Origin of the sequence: Streptomyces sp. 2-1, from assembly GCF_048564895.1 — a bacterium.
Classification (GTDB): Bacteria; Actinomycetota; Actinomycetes; order Streptomycetales; family Streptomycetaceae; genus Streptomyces; species Streptomyces phaeochromogenes.
On the sequence record NZ_CP183383.1, the window covers coordinates 658,182 to 676,038 of the forward strand.

Annotated in this window: 13 protein-coding genes; 1 reads left to right on the forward strand and 12 read right to left on the reverse strand. The window is 69.9% G+C overall.

Annotated elements, in window-relative coordinates; translation table 11 throughout:
- Positions 1–12: 12 nt before the first annotated feature.
- From ACN20J_RS03245 to ACN20J_RS03265, 5 genes are all read right to left on the reverse strand, one after another.
- Positions 13–2,076, reverse strand: a complete 2,064-nt coding sequence (locus tag ACN20J_RS03245) for an alpha-galactosidase (RefSeq protein WP_419665151.1) — start codon at positions 2,074–2,076, stop codon at positions 13–15.
- On the reverse strand, positions 2,073–2,921 hold the full coding sequence (locus tag ACN20J_RS03250; protein WP_189841919.1) for a carbohydrate ABC transporter permease: 849 nt from the start codon (positions 2,919–2,921) through the stop codon (positions 2,073–2,075). Before ACN20J_RS03250 ends, ACN20J_RS03245 begins: the two co-directional genes overlap by 4 nt.
- Positions 2,921–3,856 carry a carbohydrate ABC transporter permease gene (locus tag ACN20J_RS03255; protein WP_189841918.1) on the reverse strand — a complete coding sequence of 312 codons (936 nt, stop codon included), beginning with the start codon at positions 3,854–3,856 and terminating at the stop codon, positions 2,921–2,923. Before ACN20J_RS03255 ends, ACN20J_RS03250 begins: the two co-directional genes overlap by 1 nt.
- 1 nt (position 3,857) lies before the next feature.
- Entirely contained in the window at positions 3,858–5,147 is a 1,290-nt protein-coding gene (locus ACN20J_RS03260) for an ABC transporter substrate-binding protein (protein WP_189841917.1), read from the reverse strand.
- Positions 5,148–5,260: 113 nt separating this feature from the next.
- A complete protein-coding gene (locus ACN20J_RS03265; protein ID WP_419665152.1) occupies positions 5,261–7,420 on the reverse strand; it encodes a glycoside hydrolase family 27 protein in 2,160 nt (719 codons plus the stop codon).
- 382 nt (positions 7,421–7,802) lie between these two features.
- On the opposite strand from ACN20J_RS03265, the gene ACN20J_RS03270 reads away from it, so the two are divergent.
- Positions 7,803–11,882: a discoidin domain-containing protein gene (locus ACN20J_RS03270; RefSeq protein ID WP_419665153.1), complete on the forward strand. Its 4,080-nt coding sequence runs from the start codon at positions 7,803–7,805 to the stop codon at positions 11,880–11,882.
- 64 nt (positions 11,883–11,946) lie between these two features.
- On the opposite strand, the gene ACN20J_RS03275 is transcribed toward ACN20J_RS03270, so the two are convergent.
- From ACN20J_RS03275 to ACN20J_RS03305, 7 genes are all read right to left on the reverse strand, one after another.
- Positions 11,947–12,330, reverse strand: a complete 384-nt coding sequence (locus ACN20J_RS03275) for a VOC family protein (protein WP_190231176.1) — start codon at positions 12,328–12,330, stop codon at positions 11,947–11,949.
- A gap of 93 nt (positions 12,331–12,423) precedes the next feature.
- Positions 12,424–13,023 carry a PadR family transcriptional regulator gene (locus ACN20J_RS03280; RefSeq protein ID WP_361996839.1) on the reverse strand — a complete coding sequence of 200 codons (600 nt, stop codon included), beginning with the start codon at positions 13,021–13,023 and terminating at the stop codon, positions 12,424–12,426.
- A gap of 53 nt (positions 13,024–13,076) precedes the next feature.
- Positions 13,077–13,874, reverse strand: a complete 798-nt coding sequence (locus ACN20J_RS03285; protein ID WP_190231178.1) for an SGNH/GDSL hydrolase family protein — start codon at positions 13,872–13,874, stop codon at positions 13,077–13,079.
- Positions 13,875–14,035: 161 nt separating this feature from the next.
- Positions 14,036–15,160, reverse strand: a complete 1,125-nt coding sequence (locus ACN20J_RS03290; protein WP_419668823.1) for a PP2C family protein-serine/threonine phosphatase — start codon at positions 15,158–15,160, stop codon at positions 14,036–14,038.
- A 288-nt stretch (positions 15,161–15,448) separates the two neighbouring features.
- The gene (locus ACN20J_RS03295) at positions 15,449–16,207 is read right to left on the reverse strand and encodes an IclR family transcriptional regulator (protein WP_189841911.1); all 759 of its coding nucleotides are present in this window, start codon (positions 16,205–16,207) and stop codon (positions 15,449–15,451) included.
- Positions 16,208–16,255: 48 nt separating this feature from the next.
- Positions 16,256–16,723, reverse strand: a complete 468-nt coding sequence (gene rraA / locus ACN20J_RS03300; protein ID WP_190231179.1) for a ribonuclease E activity regulator RraA — start codon at positions 16,721–16,723, stop codon at positions 16,256–16,258.
- A gap of 112 nt (positions 16,724–16,835) precedes the next feature.
- On the reverse strand, positions 16,836–17,675 hold the full coding sequence (locus ACN20J_RS03305; RefSeq protein ID WP_190231180.1) for a methyltransferase domain-containing protein: 840 nt from the start codon (positions 17,673–17,675) through the stop codon (positions 16,836–16,838).
- Positions 17,676–17,857: the final 182 nt, after the last annotated feature.

Here is a 17,857-nt window from a genome sequence, read left to right on the forward strand (position 1 = left end):
GCCGGACCGGGCTCACTGCCGTATCAGCACCACCAGTTCGGCGTCGTGGTCGGCGCTCCAGGCGAAGGGCAGTCCGTAGTGGAGCAGATGTGCTCCGCTGTACGTCGTCCCCGTCGCGGTGTCCCGGTAGTGCGCCGTCGGATCCATGCCCCGCAGCCGCAGCCGGTCGGGCCGTCCGGGCACGAGCGGGGCCCCGTCCAGGCGACCGGTGCCGAGGGCGGCGACGACCGTACGGTCGTCGAGGTCGTACTGCACGCCGCAGGTGCTGTCGTGCGGCGTGCCGAGGAGGCGGGCCTCTCCCCGATGGACGACGTCCCGCACGTTCTTGTACCGGGCGATCCACCCGGCGGCCTCGGCCCGCTCCTCCGGTGTCCAGGTACGCAGGTCGGCGCCGATGCCGAGGACCCCGCAGATGGCGTTGACGAAGCGGAAGGCGAGGCTGCGTGGGCGTGGGTCGAATATGCCGGGGGCGTCGGTGACCCAGGAGCTCATGACGTGCGGGGCGTGGGCGTGCAGGAACCCGTGCTGGATCGAGAGCCGGTCCAGGGGTGCTGTGTTGTCGCTGGGCCAGACGACGTCGGTGCGGGCGATGGTCGCGTGCTCGATGCGGGCGCCGCCGCCCGCGCAGCCCTCGACGGTGACGTCGGGGTGGACGGCACGCAGATGGTCCAGGACGCGCAGATAGCCGGCGACATGCTCCGCGTCCAGGTCGACAGGTCCGGCACCGGGGCGCCCGCGCTCGGTGGGCGGGCGGTTCATGTCCCACTTGAGGTAGCTGATGTCGTGGGCGCCGAGCAGCCGGTCGAGCGTGCCGATCACGAAGTCCTGGACGTCCCCGCGGCCCAGGTCGAGCAGCAGCTGGTTGCGGACCAGGCGGGCGGGGCGGCCCTCGATCCGGTAGACCCACTCGGGGTGTTCGGCGTACAGGCGGCTGTTCGGGCTGACGGCCTCGGGCTCGACCCACAGGCCGAAGTCCAGTCCGAGCGCCCGGATGTCCTGGACGAACGGGCCGAAGCCCTGTGGGAACGCCGCAGGGTCCGGGTACCAGTCGCCCAGGCCCCCGGTGTCGTCCCCTCGGCCGGTGAACCATCCGTCGTCGACCACGAAGAGTTCGGCGCCGATGTCGGCGGCCAGCTTAGCCAGCTCCAGTTGGCCGGCCGCGTCGACGTCGAAGCCGGTGGCCTCCCAGGAGTTGTAGAGCACCTTGCGGGGGCGGTGCAGTCGCTCGCCGGAGAGGTGGCGTTCGTAGCGGTGCCAGACGCGGGAGAGGCCGTCGAGGCCGTCGGCGCTGAAGGCGCAGGCCAGGCGGGGGGTGGTGAGGGTGTCGCCGGGGGTCAGGTGGACGACTCCCTCGTGCGGGACCCGCCCGGCGCGGACGCGCACGCTGCCGCCCGGCTCCGCCTCGGCGGTGATGTGCCAGTTGCCGGGCCATGCGAGGGCGATGCCGTAGGCCGCCTCGGCCTCCCCGTCCTGTACGGCGAGCCAGGGTGCGTACGCGTGTCCGGGTGCGCCCTGGAGGCTGCCCATGGTGAACGTGCCTCGTGCCAGGTCGAGTTGGGTGCGCTGGAACTCCTGGGACCACTGTCCGGTGAGGTAGGTCAGCCGGGCGGTACCCGTGACGGGGATGTTCACGGCGGCCGAGTCGTGCCGCTCCAGGCGGAGTTCTTCCGTGGAGGTCAGTTCGGTCCAGCGGAGGATCACGTCCGTGCCCGGCACGGTCTCGTAGCAGAGGACCGTACGCAGTCCCAGTACGTCGTCGGTGAAGGCGAGCCGCAGGCTTCCCTCCCCCTCCTCCGCGCCGTCGAAGTCCCACCACACGCCACGGTCCTGACCCGGGCGTGCCGCGACCAGCTCGGATCCGGTGAACGGCCTTAGCCCGTACGGCAGATACTCGGCGGGCGCCGCGTCGGCGGGGGTGACGAAGTGGGTGCGGTGGGACCAGTCGAGGGCGGAGGGGCCGTCTTCGACGCCGAGCGGGCCCCAGGCGTCGAGTTCGGCCCAGGGTCCGTCCGGGGACAGGCGGACGGTGTAGCTGGTGTGCTCGGTGCGCAGCGTCCAGCGCGGGTACGACGTCACTTCACCGCTCCGAGGTTGAGGCCGGCCACGAAGTGCCGCTGGAACCGCAGGAACACGATCACGGTGGGCGCGGCGGCGATCACGGAGCCGGCGGCGATCACGTTCCACATCGATACGTACTGTCCCTGAAGTCCGATGAGGGCCGCGGTGATCGGCATCTTGGTGTCGCTGCGCAGCACGGTGATCGCCCAGAGCAGGTCGTTGAAGATCCAGGTGAAGGACAGGGCGCTGAGGGCGGCCAGGGCGGGGCGGGTGAGCGGGAGGATGATCCGCCAGAAGATCTGCCAGGGCCCGGCGCCGTCGACGACGGCCGCCTGCTGGATCTCGGCCGGTATGGAACGCATGAAGCCGTGCAGGACGAAGACGTAGAAGCCGACGCCGAAGCCGATCTGTACGCCGATCAGCGCGGGCAGCGTATCGAAGACGCCCATCTGCTCGCTGAGCTTGGAGACCGGGATGAGCAGGATCTGCGGCGGGAGCAGGTTGCCGCCGAGCATGAGCAGCAACAGGGAGCGCCGGAAGGGCATTTCGTAGCGGCTGAGCGAGAAGGCGGCCATGGCGGCGAGCGCGAGGGTCACCAGGACGCAGGGCACGGTGACCAGCAGGCTGTTGATGAGGGCGCGCTGCTGGCCGCCGTCGTTCCAGGCCTGGCCGAAGTTGTCGAGGGTGAAGGACTGCGGCCAGCTGCCCAGGCCGTTCGCGGCGATGTCGTCGAAGGAGCGCAGGCTGGTCACCAGGACCAGGGCGATGGGCAGCAGCCACAGGAGGGCCAACGTTCCGGCACCCAGGTGGAATCCGGCGGTCGCGGCCCGCTTGCGGCGCAGGGCCGTGGACGTGGCGGACATCAGTCGGCCTCCCGGAACGCGCGGACGAGATAGGAGCAGATGACGCCGAAGGCCAGCACGAAGATGACGACGGCGAGTGCGGAGCCGTAGCCAAGTCGCAGGGACTGGAAGGCGGTTGAGTACATGTAGGTGCTCAGCAGCTCGGACGAGTGGTAGGGGCCGCCGCGGGTCAGCGACCACACGACGTCGAAGGAGCGCAGCGAGTCGATGACGATGACCGACAGAACGACCGCGTTGACGCTGCGCAGTTGGGGCAGGGTGACGTGGCGGAGGCGTTGCCAGGCGCTTGCGCCGTCAACCTTGGCCGCCTCGTACAGGGCCGGGTCGATGCCCTTGAGGCCGGCCAGGTAGAGGACCATGACGTAGCCGATCTGCCGCCAGAGCGCGGGCACGATGACCGCGTACAGGGCGGTGTCCTGGTCGGCGAGCCAGGCGTGGCGCAGGTTGCCCAGGCCGACCGATTCCAGGAGTTGGTTCAGGACGCCGTCGGGCTGGTAGATCGCCTGCCAGACGAGGGCCGTGGCGACCAGGGAGAAGACGACGGGCAGGAACAGGGCCGCGCGGTAGAAGCCGACGCCGCGCCGCTCCTGCTGGAGCAGCAGCGCGGCGGCCAGGCCGAGCAGGGCGGAGAGGCCGCCGAAGAGGACGAGCCACAGGACGGTGTGGCCGGCCGCGCTGCGGAAGACCTCGTCGTTGGCCATCTCCCGGAAGTTGTCCAGGCCGACGAACTGCGGCGGGGAGACACCGTCCCAGCGGGTGAGGGCCAGGTAGAAGCCCTGCAGGGCGGGCCAGAACACCCATACCGCTTCGGCGAGGAGCGGGACGAGGACGAACGCGAGCACCAGCGGGGGTGTACGGCGCGGGCCCCCGGTCCGCCTGCCGCGGGGCGACGGCGGGGCCGGGGACTTCCGTTCGGGCGCGGTCAGGACTGCCATGTCAGGCGTTCCAGATCTTCTCGGCGTCGCGCTGCCAGCCGGTGAGGATGCTGCCGATCTCCTTCGGCTTGGCCAGGAACCTGGTCAGTGCGGTGTCCGCGGTGGGCTGGAGGGCGTCGCTGGAGTCCCGGTTGAAGAACTGGGTGATCTCGGCGGCCTCCTCGACGTGCGCGCGGCCCTTCTTCACCAGGGCGGTGCCGGCGTCCTTGGCCTTCGGGTTGCACGGCAGGACGGTGCCCGACGAGCCCTTGATGTAGATCTCCTGGGACTCGGCGGTGGCGAGGTAGCTCATCAGGTCGACGACCTGCTCGCGGCGGCCGGTGCGGGCGCTGGCGAAGTAGCCGTCGACCGGGGCCTCTTCGGCGAGCGGGATCTTCGGGTCGATGACGGGGAAGCGGAAGAAGTCGATGTCGTCGAGCGCGTCCTTGGGGGCGGCGTCGGCGAAGAAGGTGCCGATGAGCATCATGCCGGTGCGGCCGTTGAGCAGGGCGGTCGTGGCGTCCTGGAAGGGGACGGCGTCGCCGTTCGGGTCGAAGTACGGCAGCACCTCCTGCCAGCGGTCGAAGACCTTGCGCACCTCGGGGTCGTCGAACCGGTGCTTCCCGGCGAGGAGTTCGCGGTGGTACTCGGCGCCGTTGATCCGGATGTCGAGGTAGTCGAACCAGGCCGAGGCCACCCAGGCGGTGTTGCCGCCCGCACCGAGGCCGATCGGGTCGACGCCCTTGCTCTTGAGCTTGTCGCACAGGTCGAGGAAGTCGTCCCAGCTCTTGGGCTCGCTCACGCCCCACTTCGCGAAGTTGGACTTCCGGTAGAACATGCCCCACCAGTAGTAGGTGGCGGGGACGAAGACCTTCTTGCCCGAGGTCGCGGTGCACAGGGAGTTCAGTGCCTTGGAGTAGCTCTTGAGGTCGGGCGAGGAGCTCCAGACCTCACCGAGGTCGAGGAGCAGGTCCTTCTTCGCGTAGGCGTCCGCCACCGAGCCGGGGTACCAGGTGTACACGTCCGGCGGGTTGGCGGAGGTCAGGTAGGTCGGCAGCTGGGTGCGGAAGGTCTCCGCGGCGACCGTGTTGAGGCTGGCGCGCGCCGACCCCTTCTTGCCGTACGCGGCGACGAGGTCCTGCATCGCGGCCTTGGCCTGCGGTGCGGACACGTTGGACTGGAGGGTCACCGCGCCCTTGGAGGAGCTCTTGCCGGAGGAGGTGGAGGTGACACAGCCGCTGAGCAGCGCCGCCGTCCCGGCGGCACCGAGTCCTGCAAGGAACCGGCGTCGGCCGGTCTGATGGTTCGTCATGGATGGCTCCCTGTGGATCCGCGCGAGCGGGGCGGCCCTCCTGACGGCCGGGCCCCGCTCGCGCGGATACAGATTCGCGTGGCACTCACGCCACGTCAAGAATAATTACTAATTTATTTGAACTGGGTCCGGTGCACGTAGCCGTCGACTCCGCGGAACACCGCGTCGACCGTGCCGTCCGGCCCTGTCACCGCTCCGAGCGCGCCCTCGATGGCCGCGCTGGGGAACTCCTGCCGCTTGGTCCAGCCCTGCCAGCCGCCGTTCTCGTACCGCTGCTGCCAGAGCGTGTAGTCGGAGGCCCGCGCGTACAGCACCACGGCGTCCCCTACGGCGACGAGCGTCGGACTGCCACCGACGGTCCCGCCGAGCGACGTCCACGGCGACCACTCCCCCGACGCCGCCCGGGACCGCGTCCACACGTCGTCCGCCGCGGAGCGCACGGCCACGTGGACCCGCCCCTGGGAGTCGACGGCGGCGGACGGCCGCCCGTACACCGGCCGGTCACCGGGCATGCCGAGCGAGGTCCAGCCGGACGACGGGCCGCGCTGCACGACCTGCCCCTCGGAGCCGGTGGCGAACAGCGTCCAGTGGCCGGGGTCGGTGAACGCCACCGACGGCGCGTCGGTCACCCGGCCGCCGAGGTTCTGCCACGTTCCCCAGCGACCGTCGGCGAAGACCCGCCGGTACACCCGGGAGTCGGTGCCGCGCACGAAGACGTCGATCCGGCCGCCGGCCGAGGCGTACGCGGCGGGCTGGCCGAGGATCCTGCCCTTCGTGGGGCCGCCGAGATCCCTCGACCGGGCCTTGCCGTCGGCGGTGGCCGTGTGCTGGACGAGGGAGCCGTTCGGTCCGCGCAGGAACGTCGTGAGCGTATCGCCGTCGCGCACCACCGCCGGGCTCGCCGTGGCCTTCTGCCCCAGGCTGGTGCCGGGCAGGGCGTCGGCGCCGGTCAGCTTCAGGAACGCGGTGCCGTGCGCGGGGACCTCGACCGTGTACGACTCGGTGTGGGTACCCCGGTCCGCCCTGGCCCGCAGGTCACGCACCTTCACCCCGCCGCCGAGCCCGACGTCGGAGAACTTGACCGTGCGCTCGACCGCCTTGTCGGAGCGGTTGAGCAGCACGACCGCGCGCCTGCCGTCACCCGCGAGGACCTTGCTGTAGACGTCGCCGACGGAGTCACTGGCCACCCGTACGCCCTGGATGGCGAGGGGGTCCTGGTCGACGGCGATGATCTCCGGGTTGCGCAGCGTCTCGATCATCGAGTCCGACAGGGTGCGCGGATCGGATCCGATGACCAGCGGCGAACCCATCTCGGCCCACATCACGAACTGCGTGGTGGACTCCTCCTGCGTCAGCTCCAGGGTTCCGTCGCCCATGCGCCGCATGGGGATGAGGTAGTCCGGGTCGTTGTAGTGGCCCGGCCCCTGCGCCTCGGGGTGCCAGGCGTTCGCGTCCATGTTGCGCAGCACGTTGGGCCACTGTCCGGGGCTCGGGGTGCCCCAGGCGATGTCCGTGCCGGTGCGCCAGGAGTCGGCGATGGTCGGGGCGTAGACGTACGAGTTGTGCGCGTCCTGCTCGGGTGTGTGCGGCACGCCCCAGTCGTCGGTGAGCGGGTTGCAGAGGTTGAGCAGCATCTTGCGGCCCGACTTGGCCACCGCGTCGCTGAACTCCTTGAACGCCGGGCCCGGGTCGAGCTTGGCGCCGATGCCGCACAGGAAGTCGACCTTGACCGCGTCGATCTTCCAGCCTGCGAACTGCCGGGCGTCCTCCTCGTAGTGACCCCTGCTGCCGAGGCCGCAGGTCTTGCCGCCGTCGTAGGCACCGGCGTCGGTGTAGATGCCCGCCTTCAGGCCGCGTTTGTGCAGGTAGGAGACCAGCGCCGGGATGCCGGAGGGAAAGCGGTCCGGATGGGCGGCCAACCGCCCCTTCGCGTCACGTGGGTTGTCGGCCTGCCAACCGCCGTCGAGCCACACGATGTCGTAGCCACTGTCGCGCAGACCGCTGCTGACCAGCTTGTCCGCGACGGAGCGCACCGCCTGTTCGGTGGGTGCGCCCAGGCCGTAGTAGGTGTTCCATCCCATGTAGGGCGTGGGCGCGAGACCACTGTCGTAGTACTCGGGCGCGCCCTGGTCGGCGGCGCCCCGATCGGGGCCGGTCTGCGCCGTGGCCACCGGGGCGGCGGTCACCGCCAGCACGGTTGCGATCGCGACCGCGGTGGCACGGCGCGTCAGTCTGAACGCCGCGGGTGTGCGGACCTGCGGGTGTGAAGTCACTTGCCTCTCCCGAGGGTTGGGAAGCACGAGGACGTGACGCGGGCCGCGCTGCGACAGGGGGCCACCGACGTCACGGCGAAGACTGTGGCGCGCGGCCGAAACCCTGTCAATATTAATTCCTAATTTAATAGAAAGACGTCCGGTGGCGCCTCACCCACACCGACGCCCGGGCAGCCACTTCGCCCTGCTCAAGCACCCGACGGAGCCACCCGAGGCGCCGGGGCACAACCCCGACCAACCAGGCCTCAAGAGACGAACTCCGCACCAGGGGTTGACAGAAACCCTCCCGCGTCACAGCCTTTGGCAACGTTGTCATCCGTTGGCATCACGTGCCGTGTCCTACCCGGCCCGCACCGCTGTCTTTTGATGGGACATCACGCTCATGACAGATCAGTCGAGCTCGCCACGCCTGTCGCGACGCTCCCTCGTCACCACGGGTTCCACCCTGCTGGCGGGGTTCGGACTCGGTTCCCTGTTGCCCGCGTCGACCGCCGCCGCGGCGGGCACCGACGCGCCGGCCGCGCCCTCCTCGCCCCGCGAGCTGGCGCTCTACCGCCCCGTCACGGTCTCGTCGACGGCCTACGCGCCCACCCCGGGCTCGTTCGTGGTCGACCGGCTCGCCTCACCGGGAGTGCGGGGCAGCGGCTGGCGTGCCGGGGCGGGCGACCCGCAGTGGATCTCGATCGATCTGCAGGCCGCCTGTGACGTCACATGGATCCGCCTCACGTTCGAAGCCGACGCGAGCGACCCGGTGTTCACTCCCCCGACCACGGGAAATCCGGCCAGCGGCACCACGGGCAAGGAGATCCAGTCGAGCTACTCGGTCGAGTACGTGGTCGAGACGTCCACCGACCGCGAGTCCTGGACCAGCGTGTACCGCACGACGGCGGGCACCGGCGGAGTGGTGAACATCCAGCTCCCGCGCCCGGTCACCGCGCGCTATGTGCGGATGACCTCGCGCAAGCGCTCCAACCCCAATCCCCTCGGTCTGAACGGCTTCGAGGTCTACGGCAGCCCCAAGGGGCACCGGCCGTCGGCCACCGGCTGGACGGACTGGGGCAAGCACTCCGGGCCCGCGCCCAAGCTCGTGGTGGCCGACGACGGCACGGTGCCGGTGGAGTCGGGCTGGCGGCTGACCCTCGACGACTGGGCCGACGCCGACGGCAAGGAGCTGTCGAAGACGACTGTCGACACCAGCGGTTGGCTGCCTGCCACCGTTCCCGGCACGGTCCTGGCCTCGCTCGTGGACCAGGGCAAGCTGCCCGACCCCGTCGCCGGACTGAACAACCTCCATGTCCCCGAGGCCCTGTCACGGCACGCATGGTGGTACAAGCGGGACTTCGAGCTGCCGCGCGGTCTGCGCACCGGAGCCGGACGGCGGATCTGGCTGGAGTTCGACGGCATCAACCACAAGGCCGACATCTGGCTCAACGGCAAGCAGGTGGGCGACCTGACGTTTCCCTTCGCCCGCTCGTCCCACGACGTGACCAAGCTGCTCTCGACGGGCGACGCCAACGCGCTGGCCGTGAAGATCACGCCGATGCCGGTGCCCGGCAGCCCGGGCGACAAGGGCCCCGCCGGCGAGGCCTGGGTGGACGCGGGCGCCAACCAGATGAACCTCAACTCGCCCACCTACCTGGCCTCTTCGGGCTGGGACTGGATGCCCGCGGTACGCGACCGGGCCGCCGGCATCTGGAACCACGTCCGGCTGAGATCCACCGGGCATGTCGTGATCGGCGATCCCCGTGTCGACACCCTCCTGCCGAAGCTGCCCGACGTGTCGGTCGCCGAGCTGACCGTCGTCGTCCCGGTCCGCAACGCCGACACCGCCGACCACAGGACGACGGTCTCCGCGGCCTTCGACGGCGTACGGGTGTCCAAGGTCGTCACCGTGCCCGCGGGCGAGAGCCTCGACGTCACGTTCACCCCCGACGCCTTCGGGCAACTGCGGCTGCGCAACCCGAAACTGTGGTGGCCCAACGGGCTCGGCGACCCCGTGCTGCACGATCTCACCCTGGTCGCGTCACTCGACGGCGCCGAGAGCGACCGCCGCACCACCAAGTTCGGCATCCGCCAGTTCGGCTACGAGTACGAGGTGCCGCTGCCGTTCACCGCCTCCGAGGACGCCTACACCCAGTCCGTCACCTTCGACCCGCAGCAGGCCAGGTACGTACGCGTCAAGTGCCTGACCAGGGCGTCCGGTTGGGGCAACTCGCTGTGGACGCTGTCCGTGTCCGACAGCGCACGCCCCTCCGTCGACCTCGCCCTGCACGCACCCGCCGACGCGTCGAGCAAGGACGGGGACGACCACGGCCCGGCCAACGCGACCGACGGCGACCCCGCGACCCGCTGGTCCTCGTCCTACGAGGACGACCAGTGGATCCGGGTCGACCTGGGGTCCTCTCAGTCGTTCGACCGGGTCGACCTGACCTGGGAGCAGGCGTACGCGAAAACCTACGTCGTGCAGGTCTCCTCGAACGACGCCGACTGGACCGATGTGGCGTCGGTGGACAACAGCGCGGTGCCGCTGCCCTTCAACAACGGCAACGCCAGCCTCCAGGTCGAGGACTTCGCTGCGCGCACCGCCCGTTACGTCCGTATCGCCTGCGGGGTACGCAACACCAGCTGGGGCAACTCCCTGTGGTCCCTCGGCGTCATCGACAGCGCCAAGCCCGGAACCGACCTCGCCCTGCGCCAGAAGGCGACCGCCTCGACCGAGGAGTCCGACCACCCGGCCGCGCACGCCACCGACGGCGACACGGGAACCCGCTGGTCGTCCCAGTACGAGGACCAGCAGTGGATCCAGGTCGACCTGGGCGCCGCGAAGAGGTTCGACCGGGTGGCGATCGTGTGGGAACCCGCCTACCCGAAGACCTACGTGATCCAGGTGTCCGACGACGGGGACACCTGGACCGACGTGAAGTCCGTGTCCAACACGCCCGACCCGCTGAAGATCAGCGTGAACGGAGTGCGGGTCCTCGCCCGCGGCGGCAACTGGGGCTGGGACGAACTGCTGCGCCGCATGCCGCCGGAGCGGATGGACGCGGCCGTGCGGATGCACCGCGACATGAACTTCACCATGATCCGCAACTGGGTCGGCACCTGCGACCGGGAGGAGTTCTTCGCCGCCTGCGACGAGCACGGGATCCTGGTCTGGAACGACTTCCCCAACGCGTGGGCCATGGACCCGCCGGACCACGACGCCTTCAACTCGATCGCCCGGGACACCGTCCTGCGCTACCGCATCCACCCCAGCGTGGTGATCTGGTGCGGAGCAAACGAGGGCAACCCGCCCGCCGCCATCGACAAGGGCATGCGCCAGGCCGTCGAACAGCAGGCGCCCGGCATCCTCTACCAGAACAACTCGGCCGGCGGCATCATCACCGGCGGCGGTCCCTACGGCTGGGTCGAGCCGGAGAAGTACTTCGATCCGTCCACGTACGGCAGCAAGGACTTCGGCTTCCACACCGAGATCGGTATGCCGGTCGTCTCCACCGCGGCCAGCATCCGGAACATGACGGGCGACGAACCGGAGTGGCCGATACGCGGCGCCTGGTACTACCACGACTGGAGTGAGCGCGGGAATCAGGCACCGCACACCTACAAGGCAGCCGTCGAGGCCCGACTCGGCGAGACCGAGGACCTGGACGACTTCGCCCGCAAGGCCCAGTTCGTCAACTACGAGAACACACGCGCCATGTTCGAGGCATGGAACGCGAACCTGTGGGACAACGCCAGCGGACTGATGCTGTGGATGTCCCACCCCGCGTGGCACAGCACGGTCTGGCAGACCTACGACTACGACTTCGACGTCAACGGTACGTACTACGGGGCCCGGACAGCATGCGAGCCGCTGCACGTCCAGGCCGACCCGAAGGGACAGGTCCTGGCCGTCAACCACACGCGCAAGGACCTCAAGAACGCCACCGTCTCAGCCCGGCTGTTCGACCTGTCGGGCCGACAGCTCGGCAGGACCAGAAGCACACGGCTGGACGTGGCGCCGGCCGCCACCGCGAAGGCGTTCACCAGCGCCTGGACCGACGACCTGCCCGACCTGCACCTGCTGCGCCTGACTCTGGAGAGCAGCGACGGCCGCGTCCTGTCGAACAACACCTACTGGCGCCATCGCACCGCGGCAGCCATGCGTGCGTTGACCAAGGCGCCGCAGACCAGGGTGTCCGGAACGGTGACGCGCCTGTCCCGGTCCGGAGCCCGTCACGAACTGACCGCCACCATCCGCAACCACGGACGGTCCGTCGCCGCCATGGTCCGGCTGTCCCTGCTCAACGACAAGACCGGCCATCGCGTCCTGCCGACCCTCTACAGCGACAACTACCTGTGGCTGCTCCCCGGCGAGTCACAGACCGTCACCTTGTCCTGGCCCGCCCGCGCGCTGCCCTCGCACCGGCCGCTCCTGAAGGTGGAGGCGTACAACAGCCGCTCTGCGACAGCGCGCCCGTAGGTTCCTGTCCGACGCACACCCGGCCAGGTCCCGGCCAAGTCAGGTCAGGTCAGGTCAGGTCAGGTCAGAGGGGCTTGAGCCGGGTGTGCAGGAGGCAGAACTCGTTGCCTTCCGGGTCGGCCAGAGTGTGCCAGTTCTCGGCGCCGGTCTGGCCGACGTCGGCGGGCCTGGCGCCGAGGGCGAGCAGCCGCTCCAACTCGGCGTCCTGGTCGCGGTCGGTGGCGTTGACGTCGATGTGCAGTGGGAGCTTGCCCCTCCGCGGATCGCTGCTCGGGCTCAGGACGAGCGTGGGCTGCGGGCCGCCGAAGCCGACATCGGGCGGCCCGATCTCGATGCTTCCGTCGTCCTCCCGGTCGAGTTCGACGTAGCCGAGGACCTCGCACCAGAACGCGGCGAGCCGCTCGGGGTCGGCACAGTCGAGAACCAGTTCACTGATGCGGCATGCCATGCCGGGGAGTGTACATAGACCGCCCGAGAGTCGGTCGTGGGCCGCGATTGAGCAACCGCGGCATCGCGAGGTCGCGGCAGGGGACGTACGTGCTCAGCCGCGTGCCTCGCGCGCCTCACGTGCTGGGGAAGCGAGCGCCTCCGCACGCTGTGCGAGGCGCTTGAGGGCCACCTCGCCCCAGGTCAGGTTGTCCCGTTCGAGGGACAGGCCGCGCAGGCAGGTGAGATAGGGCCCGATGCGATCAGCGGTGGTGAAGTACTCGTCCTCGGTTCGTCCGGCCAACAGCCATTCCCGTACCCGCTCGTAGCGCGCGATCTTGGTCGCGGCCAGCTCCATGCGCTGGGCGATGGCGGTTCGTACGGCCTCCATGTCGCCGACGTCCACGCACTGGACCTTGACCAGCAACTCGTCCCGGATGGCGGTCGGTTTGGCGGGCGGTTCGGCGGTGTAGGCCCGTACGGCGGCAAGGCCCTCGTCGGTGAGCGAGAACAGCCGCTTGTTCGGGCGGCGCTCCTGCTGAACGACGCGGGCGGCGACGAGGCCCTCGCCTTCCATACGCTCCAGCTCGCGGTAGATCTGCTGCGGTGTGGCCATCCAGAAGTTGGCGACCGATGCCTCGAACCCCTTGGCGAGGTCGTACCCCGACGCCTCACCCTCCAGAAGCGCCGCCATCACCGCGTTGCGAAGAGCCATGGATCCAACCTAACAGCCTGTTGATTACTCAATGCGACGACTATGAGGGGCCCTCACGAGGGGTCTTCGACGGCGTGGGCCACCGGAAGCAGGGTGGGGCGCTTGGCCTCCCGGCCGTCACCCGACGAGCGCCCGCGCAGTCGACGGGCGAGCCAGGGGCCGAGGAAGGAGCCCGCCCAGCGCAGTTCGGTCCCGACGACGCGCAGCCTCGAATGCCTGGGCGCGTCATCGGACAGGGGCCGGATCCAGCTGTCGTCGCTTCCCGGTACGGCGAGTGCTTCGGCGACCGCGGCGGCGATCAGGGCATGTCCGCGGGGGCTCGCGTGCAGGCGGTCGGGGCTCCACAGCCGGAGGTCGGTGACCACCGGGTGAGGCTCAGCGTCGGCCACCACGACACCGTGGCGTCGGGCCGCCTCGCGAATGCGGCTGTTCAGTGCGGTGACCCGGTGGGCGATGGGTCTGGCGGCCGGGACGATCCGCGCGAAGTCGGGGAAGGTCAGCGTCGCGACGCGGGCACCGCTCCCGGTGAGCGCGGCGAACATCGCCTCCAGGTGCTCGGCCACCTCGTCCGCGTCGAAACGGGGGCGCAGCACGTCGTTGACACCGGCGACGACCGTCGCCAGATCCGGGCGCAGCGCCAGGGCGGGCTCCAACTGTTCGGAGCGCACCTCACCCGCGAGGCGCCCACGGACGGCGAGGTTGGCGTACAGCAGACCGGGGTCGGTCCGCGCGATCTGCTCGGCGAGCCGGTCCGCCCACCCTCTCGGGTTCCCGGTGCCGTCGTCGTCACCGAGTCCCTCGGTCTGGCTGTCGCCCAGGGCGACGTACCGCGCGTAGCCACCGTTCGCCATGATCGCCCGCCTTCTCCGAGCTCGGACCCCCGCCGCCTGCAGAGCGAGAGCGGATGAGATGACTAACTAGTCGGCTATTAAGATAGTTGACTATCCCAGGAAGTGCACATGCCGGTACGGGGCAAGACTCCGCCGAACTTCGGCACCGGTGGCCCTCGGCATCACACCGACCGCGCCGACGGGTAAGTGGCGGTCGCTTCGGAACTCGTATCTCCGTTCGCTCCGCAATCCGTCGGTTCGGGAACCACCACTTCCCGGAGCGTCGGTTTGCGGATCAGGAGCAGTGCCGCGTCGTCGTGGAGGCGACCGCCGACGTGGGCCAGCAGTTCGTCATGCAGTGCGGTGAGGGTGCGGGCCGGTTCGTCGGACACGTGGCGTGCCAGCCCTTCGGCGAGCTGGTAGAACTCACGACCGCGGTCGCGGGCCTCGGTGACACCGTCGGTGTAGAGCAGCAGTTGATCCCCGTCGGCGAACGGTACGACGTCAAGGGCGGGGGCGTGCTTCGTGAGGGCGCGCAGGCCGAGGGGTGGGGCCGGATGCGTGGGCTCCACCGGCTCGACGCCTCCGGACGCGCGTATCAGCAGCGGAGGCGCGTGTCCGCAGTTCACCACCTCCAGCAGCCCGGCCTGTGAGTGGCCGGCGATCACAGCGGTGACGAAGTCGTCGCAACCGAGGTTGCGCGCCAGGCTCCGCTCGATCCTGTCCACGACGGCGAGGAGATCCGGCTCGTCGTAGGCGGCCTCACGGAAGACACCGAGCACCAGCGCGGCCGTCCCCACGGCGGCCAGTCCCTTGCCGCGCACATCGCCAACGATCAGGCGCACTCCGTACGGGGTGGGTATCAGCGCGTAGAGATCACCGCCGATACGGGCCTCGGCCGCCGCGGCGCTGTAGCGGACGGCCACCTGGAACGGGCCGACGGTCGCCGGTACGGGCTTGAGCAGCGCGTGCTGGGCGGTCTCCGCGACCGAACGGACGGCGGCGAGCACCCGCTCACGGCGCCCGCGCAGCACGCTGGCCAGGCCGCTCGCCACGGTGACGGCGGCCAGGGCGAACAGTACGGCCGCCAGTTCACGGCCCGGAACGCCGTCCCGGGCTCCGAGCGTCGCCCCGAGCACCGCGGCGAGGACACCGACGCACACGACACCGCGCGGCCCGTTCGTGGTGGCCGCCAGTGCGGGCCCGGCCGCGAGGAGAGGCAGCCAGACCATGCCCGCTCCGCCGACAAAATCGGCGAGCACGACGACGGAGACGATCAGCACGGGCAGTGCGTGCAGTAAGGGCATCCCGACGGCCGGCCGTGCGGTGGTCCGGCCGTGTGCCGGAGCTCCGGGATCGGTCACCCGGTTCCTGGGTTTCCGTATGGACCAGTGATCGAGTATCCGTACAGAGCAGTGATCGAGTATCCGTACGGACCAGTGGTTGGGTGTCCGTATGGACCGGTGGTTACCGCCATGATCACGGGCCTGACTCATACTTCGTCCGCTGTCCTCACCTGTGCACGGCGCACATTCCTGAAATGCCGGTTTCATCCAGGAAACGGTGTCGGCCCGGACCTTACAAGAAGCTGATTTTCAGATAGTGAGCGACAGGCTCCTGGTCACGCGGTTCGCGGTCGGGATCAGCCGCGCCCGGATGTCCGGCAGCCGGGAAAGCCGGTCCACCGGCATCGAGACGCCGAGCGAGCCGAGGATGTCACCGCTGTAGACGGGCACGGCGACGCAGACCGTGCCCAGGGCGTACTCCTCCAGGTCCGTGACGGCCGGGGCCACGGGTGAGGTGTCCAGGCGCCGGAGCAGTTCCGGCCTGCTGGTGATCGTCCGCGGTGTGAGGTCGGCGAGGTGGTGCCTGGAGAGGTAGTCCTTGCGGTTCTCCTCGTCCAGTTCCCTGAGCACGGCCTTGCCCAGCGCGGTGGCGTGGCCCGCGTCCTCGAACCCCACCCAGAGGTCGACGCGGGGCGCCCGGGGGCCGTCGACGATCTCGGCGACCCGGATCTCGCCCTCCTCGTAGAAGGTGAGATACGCGGCGGTCGTGAGCTCGTCACGCAGAGCGGCGAGCGTGGGGCGGACGCGGCTCAGCAGCGCCTGCCCACGGCCCGTGCTCTGCATCATCTGCAGCTTGTCGCCCAGGACGAAGCCGCCGTCGTCCAGCTTCCGCAGGTATCCGTCGTGGACCAGTGTCCGGAGCAGGTGGTACGCGGTGGCCAGGGGCAGGCCTGTCTCACGTGCCAGCTGCTTCGCCGGCGCCCCGTTCTGGTGCGCGCTGACGGCTTCCAGGAGGCGGAAGGCCCGCTGGACGGACGTGATCAGGGTGGGGCCGTCGTGCTCGCCCATAGGACCAGCGTGCGCCGGACTGGCGACGGGGGCAAGGCGAGCGAAGTCCTACCCGCGAGTGACGAGGATCCCGTCGGCGTCGCTGTAGAGGTGGCAGCCGGGCGTGAAGGTCACCCCGCCGAACGAGACCTCGACGTCCCTGTCCCCGACACCTTCCTTGCGGCTCTTGCGGGGGTTGGAACCGAGGGCCTTCACACCAAGGTTGATCTTGGACAGCGCCTCGACATCGCGGACGGCGCCATTGATGACGACACCCTCCCAGCCGTTGGACGCGCCGAGATCCGCGATGAGATCCCCCATGAGAGCGGCGGCCAGCGAGCCACCGCCGTCGACGACGAGTACCCGCCCCACGCCGGGCTCACCGAGGGTGGCCTTGAGGACCACGTTGTCCTCGTGACACCGCACGGTCGTGACAACACCCTCGAACGACGTCCGGGCACCGAAGAGCCGGAACTGGGTGGTGCACGACTGGAGGTCGTCCCCGTGCTCGTCGTAGAGGTCGGCTGTGGGCTTCATCGGATTCCCCTCGTTGAGACTCAGGTGCCCTGGGGCGGCCCGTCGGCGCTCGGCGAACCGCCGGCCAAAGCCTACGGGGACGCGGCGAGGGCGTCGGCGGCAAGTCGTTCCGTCAGCGGTCAGCCCCCTCGCGACGGGCAGGCACTCCTGCGACCGGCACTGTCCCCGAGGTCACGAAGAAGGTGACGGCGTAGGTGAAGCGTCCAGCGCTGACCGCCTCGTCGAACTGGACGACGAACCGGTCGGCGTCGGCGGCGTCGAGGTGTCCGCGAGCAGCAGCGGTGTGAGCCCAGCTCCGGAGTCCCATCACGTTGTCGACGGCCCTCGGGTCGCGGACGACGAGGGTGTGGGCCTCCACCGCGATGTCCTCCAGGGCACGGGCGGCGAGCATGCCCGCGTGTCGATGCGCCAGGGTGCCGTTGCGCAGGTTGACCTCGGCGCGGAAGCGCAGCACCTGGGCGGCGAGGTGCTGGTCCTCGATGTCGAGGACCTGGGTGGCGTAGTCGGGGTCGGCCAGCACGACCCGGCCGCCGGGACGGACCACCCGGGACATCTCGGCGACCACCCGCGCCGGATCCTCCACGTGCTGGAGCACTCGATCCGCGCAGGCGCCGTCGAAGCACGAGTCCCGGAACGGCAGACGGTGCCCGTCCGCCACGACGACGTGTCCGAGGCCCGCGTCCTTCATCGCGGTGGCCATCGTCAGGGAACTGTCCGCCCCCACTACCTGTGCTCCCGATTCGGTACGCAGAGCCAGCGCGCCGTCTCCCGCTCCGGCGCCCACGTCGAGGAATCGGCCTCCGGGACGGGCGCGCAGGAGATTTCGCAGCCGCTGTTTGTAGGTCCCGTAGAAAGGCTCGGCGGTCAGCCGCTTCAGGACCTCGACGAGTTCGGACGGCCGGGCTTGGCTGTCGACCGCGGTGAAGGCGTGTGGCACGTTGCGGCGGCTCATGAATGAAAACTAGCGCTGAGCAGGACAGTCGTGGCCTCCCCCGTCGGGTCGGCCGGATCGGTCGGCGGCATCACCGTGCCGTCCGCCGGTCTGCGGTCGCGGAGCCTGTAGCCTGCGCGAGCCCCGGCAGGGGGCTCTCAAGAGGGGCTCTCAAGACACCGAGCCGACTCGCGCGCGCCCTG

Coding starts and splice junctions, on each gene's coding strand:
- ACN20J_RS03250 (WP_189841919.1), bottom strand. CDS start 2,921: ATGTCCGCCACGTCCACGGCCCTGCGCCGCAAGCGGGCCGCGACCGCC.
- ACN20J_RS03255 (WP_189841918.1), bottom strand. CDS start 3,856: ATGGCAGTCCTGACCGCGCCCGAACGGAAGTCCCCGGCCCCGCCGTCG.
- ACN20J_RS03260 (WP_189841917.1), bottom strand. CDS start 5,147: ATGACGAACCATCAGACCGGCCGACGCCGGTTCCTTGCAGGACTCGGT.
- ACN20J_RS03270 (WP_419665153.1), top strand. CDS start 7,803: ATGACAGATCAGTCGAGCTCGCCACGCCTGTCGCGACGCTCCCTCGTC.
- ACN20J_RS03275 (WP_190231176.1), bottom strand. CDS start 12,330: ATGGCATGCCGCATCAGTGAACTGGTTCTCGACTGTGCCGACCCCGAG.
- ACN20J_RS03280 (WP_361996839.1), bottom strand. CDS start 13,023: ATGGCTCTTCGCAACGCGGTGATGGCGGCGCTTCTGGAGGGTGAGGCG.
- ACN20J_RS03285 (WP_190231178.1), bottom strand. CDS start 13,874: ATGGCGAACGGTGGCTACGCGCGGTACGTCGCCCTGGGCGACAGCCAG.
- ACN20J_RS03290 (WP_419668823.1), bottom strand. CDS start 15,160: ATGCCCTTACTGCACGCACTGCCCGTGCTGATCGTCTCCGTCGTCGTG.
- ACN20J_RS03295 (WP_189841911.1), bottom strand. CDS start 16,207: ATGGGCGAGCACGACGGCCCCACCCTGATCACGTCCGTCCAGCGGGCC.
- rraA (WP_190231179.1), bottom strand. CDS start 16,723: ATGAAGCCCACAGCCGACCTCTACGACGAGCACGGGGACGACCTCCAG.
- ACN20J_RS03305 (WP_190231180.1), bottom strand. CDS start 17,675: ATGAGCCGCCGCAACGTGCCACACGCCTTCACCGCGGTCGACAGCCAA.